The sequence below is a fragment of the candidate division KSB1 bacterium genome, from assembly GCA_022562085.1.
GTDB lineage: Bacteria > Zhuqueibacterota > Zhuqueibacteria > Oceanimicrobiales > Oceanimicrobiaceae > Oceanimicrobium.
In genome coordinates this window covers 1-6,341 of record JADFPY010000271.1, presented here as the reverse complement: position 1 = coordinate 6,341, position 6,341 = coordinate 1, and the positions used below count along the sequence as shown (strand labels likewise).

3 protein-coding genes and 1 pseudogene are annotated in these 6,341 nt (G+C 44.5%); 3 read left to right on the top strand and 1 reads right to left on the bottom strand.

Annotation, left to right across the window (positions count from 1 at the left end; genetic code table 11):
* Positions 1-273 precede the first annotated feature (273 nt).
* Positions 274-2,028, bottom strand: coding sequence for an acyl-CoA dehydrogenase family protein (locus IH879_17690; protein MCH7676755.1), 1,755 nt, complete (start codon positions 2,026-2,028; stop codon positions 274-276).
* Between the two features lie 338 nt (positions 2,029-2,366).
* Here IH879_17690 and IH879_17685 point away from each other — a divergent pair.
* The 3 genes and pseudogenes from IH879_17685 to IH879_17675 all read left to right on the top strand — a co-directional run.
* A pseudogene (locus IH879_17685) lies at positions 2,367-2,861 on the top strand (hypothetical protein).
* A 25-nt stretch (positions 2,862-2,886) separates the two neighbouring features.
* Positions 2,887-5,787, top strand: coding sequence for a protein kinase (locus tag IH879_17680; protein ID MCH7676754.1), 2,901 nt, complete (start codon positions 2,887-2,889; stop codon positions 5,785-5,787).
* Positions 5,788-5,988: 201 nt separating this feature from the next.
* The coding region (locus tag IH879_17675; GenBank protein MCH7676753.1) for a carboxypeptidase-like regulatory domain-containing protein at positions 5,989-6,341 on the top strand (353 nt) is incomplete at its 3' end.

The following is a 6,341-nucleotide window of genomic DNA, read 5'->3' as shown; positions in this document are numbered from 1 at the left end:
ATTACAAGTATTGACATCTTGGGGGCCGCTTTTGCTTGCTATTACACTTAATTCATTCTCCTTTCATTTCCTCCGGCGCACCAGCCGGGGTTTTATTTTTTTCCAAAAGGAAACTTCACAATGATTCGAATTCATGGTCAGGACTTAATAAGAAGAATATTGGAGGGTGAGAGATATTTTGCAGGCCTGATTCTGGAAGACAATTTTAACCTGAATGCCAGCCCGGACTTTCCAGAATTACAAAAATATCTGTTGAAACAAAAGTTGTTTTTTTTAATACTCAAACGGATAGCCATTCTCTTTCAAAACCGCTTGTGCCAGTTCACGCCTTAAGCCAACTGTATCAATCGGCGGGTGTTGGGTTAATTTTCTCACCATTCCCAAACCTTGATCCAAATCCTCGCCTTTTTTGAAACGGGACAAGGCCGTACGAGCCCAGATAGCGCCTTGTTCAACTGCGTCATTGACGTAAATCTGCGCTGCCGTAACCATGTCTTTGTTTTGTGATTTCAAAGCACGCAGACACGCTGACTCGGATGCATAAATCGCCATCATCATATCTGCTAGACAGCCAAGCAGCTCCTGCTCATTCTTCAAAGTTTTTTCATATTTTTGTGCGGCGGCGCCGAGAATCAGCAAGGTGCATTTTTTGAGATTTGCGATGGCCTGTTTTTCGGCCGCCAGCAGACTTTGATCACCGTTGGTGTCAAACTTACCTGCCGCAATTTCTTTCGTCACCCTTTCAATGGTTTCGAACAAAGGCAACGAGCCGTTCATGGCGTTCTTGAGGAGCCTGCCGGGAATCAGCAGGCGGTTGATTTCGTTGGTGCCTTCAAAAATACGGTTGATGCGGCTGTCGCGGTAGAGACGCTCGACTCCATAATCCTGCGTATAGCCGTAACCTCCGTGAACCTGCACCGTTTCATCTGCAACAAAATCGACGAGCTCGCTTCCCAAAACTTTGCTCATTGAACACTCCACTGCGAACTCCTCAATGGCTTCGAGCTCATAATCATAATCTCCTTTTCTATTATCGATGCGGTCATCAATATAGCCGATGGCCCGGTAAACGGCCGATTCGACGGCAAATGTCCGCAAAGCCATCTCCGCCAGCTTTCCCTGAATCATGCCAAAGGAGCTGATGGGCACACCGAACTGTTCACGCTCCTGAGCATATTTTGCGGCTTTCTCCAAGCCTTTCTTAGCGCCGCCGACGCAGCCCGCGCCCAATTTAAAGCGTCCGATATTCAAAATGTTAAACGCAATTTTGGCGCCATCCCCGATATTGCCGAGCAGGTTCTCGACCGGGACTTTGACATTTTCCAGGGTAAGCGGTGTGGTCGAAGAAGCTTTGATGCCCATTTTTTTCTCCTCAGCGCCGGAAGAAAAGCCCTGGTAGCTGCGCTCAACTATGAAGGCGCTGAATTTCTTGCGCTCGCCATCGACTTTCGCGAAAATAATAAAAATATCGGCAAACCCACCGTTTGAAATAAAAATTTTAGAGCCGTTCAAAATATAGTGTTTACCGTCGGCGGTGAGCTTTGCCATAGTTTTGGCGCCCAGAGCATCTGAACCGGATCCCGGCTCGGTCAGACCGTAAGCGCCGATGAGCTCCGCCGTAGCCAATTTCGGCAGGTAGCGCGCTTTCTGATCTTCAGTGCCAAAATAAACAATGGGCAGGGTGCCGATGGTCATATGCGAGCCGATTGTGGTGCTGAAGCCGCCGGAGCCCGACACCCGTTCAGCCACCACGGTTGCCGCCAATTTTGACAGATCCGAGCCGCCGTACTTTTCCGGGATCTCAACAGCGATGAGACCCAGCTCCCCGGCCTTGCGCAGCAACGTTTGGTTGAGGCCAGGCTCAAGTTTCTCGAGCCGTTCCAGCACCGGCTGGATTTCCTTGTCCACATATTCGTCCGTTGTTTGTTTAATCATTTTGATTTCATCATTGAAATCTTCGGGGGTCAGTACATCTTGAGGATCCATTTCTTTAAGCAAGAATGCACCCCCCTGTCCTGTCTTTGTCATAATCTCTGTACTCATCTTTTCAATCTCCCAATCTTATTTGTTATTTTAGCCGGCTCTTTTCCTATCCTTCAGAGAATAACTGCTGATGGCCGTCCCTACATTTTTTCAAAAAAAATTTAGACGGGCATATAAAATTGAACACAACTCTAATTTTAATTAACGTAAAAAAATAACAGGGATATGTCCAGTCTTTTTTCGGTTGGTTGATTTATTTAATCATATTCCGCAACACCTGGAAAAGGAAGAGTTATAGAATATTATTTCAGCTTTGGAGTTTCATGTCCCACTCAAGATTCAAATTTCTTGACAATAACCCCAAAAAAGATATATATTGATGCATACAGCTACTTGCAATAGAAAACCGGGAGTCCCATTTCAAATCAAAGGTTTTTGATTGCGATAACGGCTCCGAATTCCAAAATCGGTATCCCCATCGATACATCGACGATGTGTTGGATGTGTCAGGTCACCGAATCGGCACCGCTGAAGTCGAAGGTGCAATTGGCCAAGCAAACGACGTAGCGGAGTCCGCTGTGGTTGGTTTTCCACATGAAATCAAAGGAGAAGCGATTTATGCGTACGTAACTCTTATGACCGGCAAATCCGAGAGCGACGAGATCACAAACGACATCAAAAATTCTGCAAGAAAATCATCGGCCCGCACGCGACTCCGGAAAAAATTCAGTTCACCCCGGCCCTTCCGAAAACCCGTTCAGGAAAAATCATGCGGCGAATCCTGAGAAATCGCTGAGGGAGATGTCAGCAATCTGGGCGATACGTCGACCCTTGCAGATCCGACAGCGGTCGAGTCGCTGGTTGAAGGACGTAAGTAATTTTTGGGATCAATCCTCGATTGAAATGAAGAAAATTGGCAAATATGAAATTCGGGCGACCATCGGCGAAGGAGGCATGGGCATCGTTTATAAAGCGTTTGATCCATTCCTGAAGAGAGATGTTGCCATCAAGGTAATTTCAGAAACACTTTTTGCCAAAGGCGAAGTAAAAGAACGCTTTCTTCGTGAAGCTCAATCCGCTGCAAAGCTCTCACACGAAAATATTACAACGGTTTACGATTTAGGCGAGTCGAGAAGGAAGCCTTACATTGTACTGGAATATCTGACCGGGAAGGACCTGAGGTCGATAATCCACAATCGAGAACCGATCAAGCTTTCGCAAAAACTGAACTACATTAAGCAAATCTGCAAAGGACTGGAATATTCTCATGGCAAAAACCTGATTCATCGCGACATCAAACCTGAAAATATCAGAGTTTTGGAAGACGGTAAAGTAAAGATCATGGACTTTGGCCTGGCCAGACCGGAAGCAAGCACCATGACGCAAACAGGTGCAGTCATTGGCACGCCTCATTATATGTCGCCGGAACAAATTAAAGGCAAAAAGGTCGATAAGCAGTCCGATATTTTCTCATTTGGCGTTTTGTTTTATGAATTCCTGACTTATAAAAAACCGTTTGAAGGCGACAACAACATTACTCTGCTTTTTAAAATTGTTAACGATGAACCGGAAAGGCTGTCCTTAAAAGAAGATGAGTTGGTCAATGATCTGCAAGCCATTATTTCAAAATGTCTCGCCAAGGATGCGCAAGCCAGGTACGAGAGCTTCTCAAGAATTATTGCGGAATTGCAGAAAGTCGTCTTAAAAATTGAAAAGGAAGGAGCCAAAGACTCTTTATTAGAGGGTCAATCCCCGCTGAAACAGCAGAAAGTCAACGAAACTACTGAAAACAGTGAAAAAGAAAAACTGTTAAGAACGATTACAATTCTAACTGAAAGGAGCAAGTCCTATTTTAACGAAAAGCAATATGATCAGGCATTGAAAATACTCAATGAACTATCTGCAATTGATTCCGAGCGTGAGGAAACCGGTAAATTGATTCTTCAGGTTAAAACCGCAAAAAAGACTGATGAGTTGCTCCACACAGGCCAGGAATTAAAGCAGCAAGGGCAATACCAACAGGCAATTGACAAATTCAATGAGATTCTAGCCCTCGACTCTGAACACAGTTCTGCCAGGGAGCTTCTTGAGCAAACCCAAAAGCTCCTGGAAGAACAGCAACAAGCTATGGAACTGTCAAAACAAAAAACCAAGCTTGTTGACGACTATTTAAAAGAATTGTTAAGTGAAGCTGCGGCATACTTTCATGAGGAAAAATTCAGTCAAGCCGTGAAATCCTACAAACGCGTCTTGGAGCTTGACCCGAACAACAGGGAAGCAACCGCTGGAATTAAAAAAGCTGAGAAGGCCTCAGAACTAAAAGCAGAACCGCCTGCAGAAGAAGTCACCCTATCCGCAAGCCCTTCGGGTCGTCGAGTCCGCCAAAAGGCTCTTTGGATTGGCCTGACCACACTTTTTCTGATAGTGGTACTTGGCACCTGGGTTGTTTTTCAAAAAATCAACTCGGGGAGTGACGACGCACTTCTCGGCTCGGCAGAAGCAGCAAAGCAGGAAATGCTCATTTTGCTCAAAGAAGCTGAGGAAGTGAATGCAAAATCACTGGCAAAGGAGGCGTTTGGCGATGGCGAGGGTAATCAGCAATTTGCGGATACAGCTTTTTTGGCAGGCGATTTCGGGACAGCCGTCCAGTCTTATAACGCGGCGACTGATAATTTTAGAAAATCCATAGAAGATGCAAAACGAAATGCCAAAGCTGCCAAAGCTGACCTCTCTGAGTTAAAGAATATTGTCGCGGAAGTCAGGAAGCAGATGTTAACTGCGAAAAAAGCCGCCGAGACCAAAGATGCGCCTACAATAGCAAAAAAACTCTATGCAGGCGCTTTCGCAAAAGAGAAAGAGGCCACAAAAAGTTTCAACAACGGTGACCGAAACAGCCTTATGATTGCACAGAGACATTTCGCAGTCGCAAGAGATTTATATCAAAATGCCGGCGTCGAAGCGGAAATCAACATATTAAAAGAAGAAGCGGCTGAAGCAAAAGCGACCCTATCTGAAGTGATTAAGCAAGTACCGGCAACGGATACATTAAAAATCAATCAAAAACTCAGAGATGCACTTTCAGTTGAGTTAACGGGAGATCAACAGCTAGCGTTAGGGGATTATCCTGCAGCTCGAAACTCATATCTCCAGGCGAAAGTGTCCTATGTTGACTTAAGCGATCAAGTTCAGAGCATTTTTGAAAGCAAAGCAACGGCGGTCAGGGATTCCGTCCTTGAAGCCCGGAAAGCTATGGTGAAAAATCCATTTGTAAAAGGAAGCGAGGAAGAGCTGCTTTTTCGAAACACAACCTCGATAGAATCTGAGGCGACCAAGGCCTTCAACGAAGGCAACTTTGATAGAGCTGCTCAGCTTTACCAGATAGTTCTTGCACAGTATGGAGAAATCACAAACAAATTATTAGTAAGCGAGCAAGAAAAAGAAATTCAGACATTGATTGACAGGTTCGAACAATACATTGTGCAAGATAAAATCAAAAAATTAAAGGAATTGTATGCGAACAAAAAACCATCCAATGTTATAATAGCCAAAATGCAAAAAACCGATCAACCGATAAAGGCCGGCTTTAAACTGCTTAAGAAGCCCACCCTGAGTAATGATACCGCTGAAGTCCTGCTGTCCGGAAGTATTGAATATTGGGAAAGTTTTTTTAGCCCGTCACTAACAGTAATAGTTGGTGAAAAGACGACAAGGCTATCAAAACGCAACCTGAAAATAACCTGGACGTGTAAAAAAATAAATGGTGAATGGTTGATTTCTAAAGAAAACATCCAGGAGTCTAGATAGAACTTCTTTTCCTCTCTAGATTAACTTCCTATTTTGGAACATTCTTTTTTTCTGTTCCATTTTGGGAATATGTCATTGCTGTAAAAAAAAATCTTGCTTTTTAAAAACAAATGGTTTAAGTTAGACCACTTTTATCCCCCATTTACTTTGAAATCTAATCAAGTTACAGTCCTAACAAATTAACGACGGGAGGAAACTATTATGAAGAAACTCAGAACTAACCTGGGGATGGCAGGGGTTCTTTGCGTTGTGTTTTTCATTTTCACAGCTGTTGGCTTCGCGCAGGACAAAGCAACGCTGACCGGAAACGTCACGGATTCTGATGACGGCAACCCTTTGCCCGGAGCTAACATCGTTCTGGTAGGAACCACGATGGGTGCTGCGAGTAGTAGGAGTGGAGACTTCACTGTTGGCAACATACCCCCGGGGACCTACACGGTTAGGGTTTCATTTATTGGTTATGAAATCAGTGAAACCGCAGCTGTTGTTCTCTCAGCCGGTGAAACGATAACGATGAATTTTTCCCTGGTCTTAACCGGTATTCAATTCAACGC

Excerpts from the sequence above, each read along its gene's own strand:
- IH879_17690 (MCH7676755.1), bottom strand. The coding sequence starts at position 2,028 with ATGACAAAGACAGGACAGGGGGGTGCATTCTTGCTTAAAGAAATGGAT.
- IH879_17680 (MCH7676754.1), top strand. The coding sequence starts at position 2,887 with ATGAAGAAAATTGGCAAATATGAAATTCGGGCGACCATCGGCGAAGGA.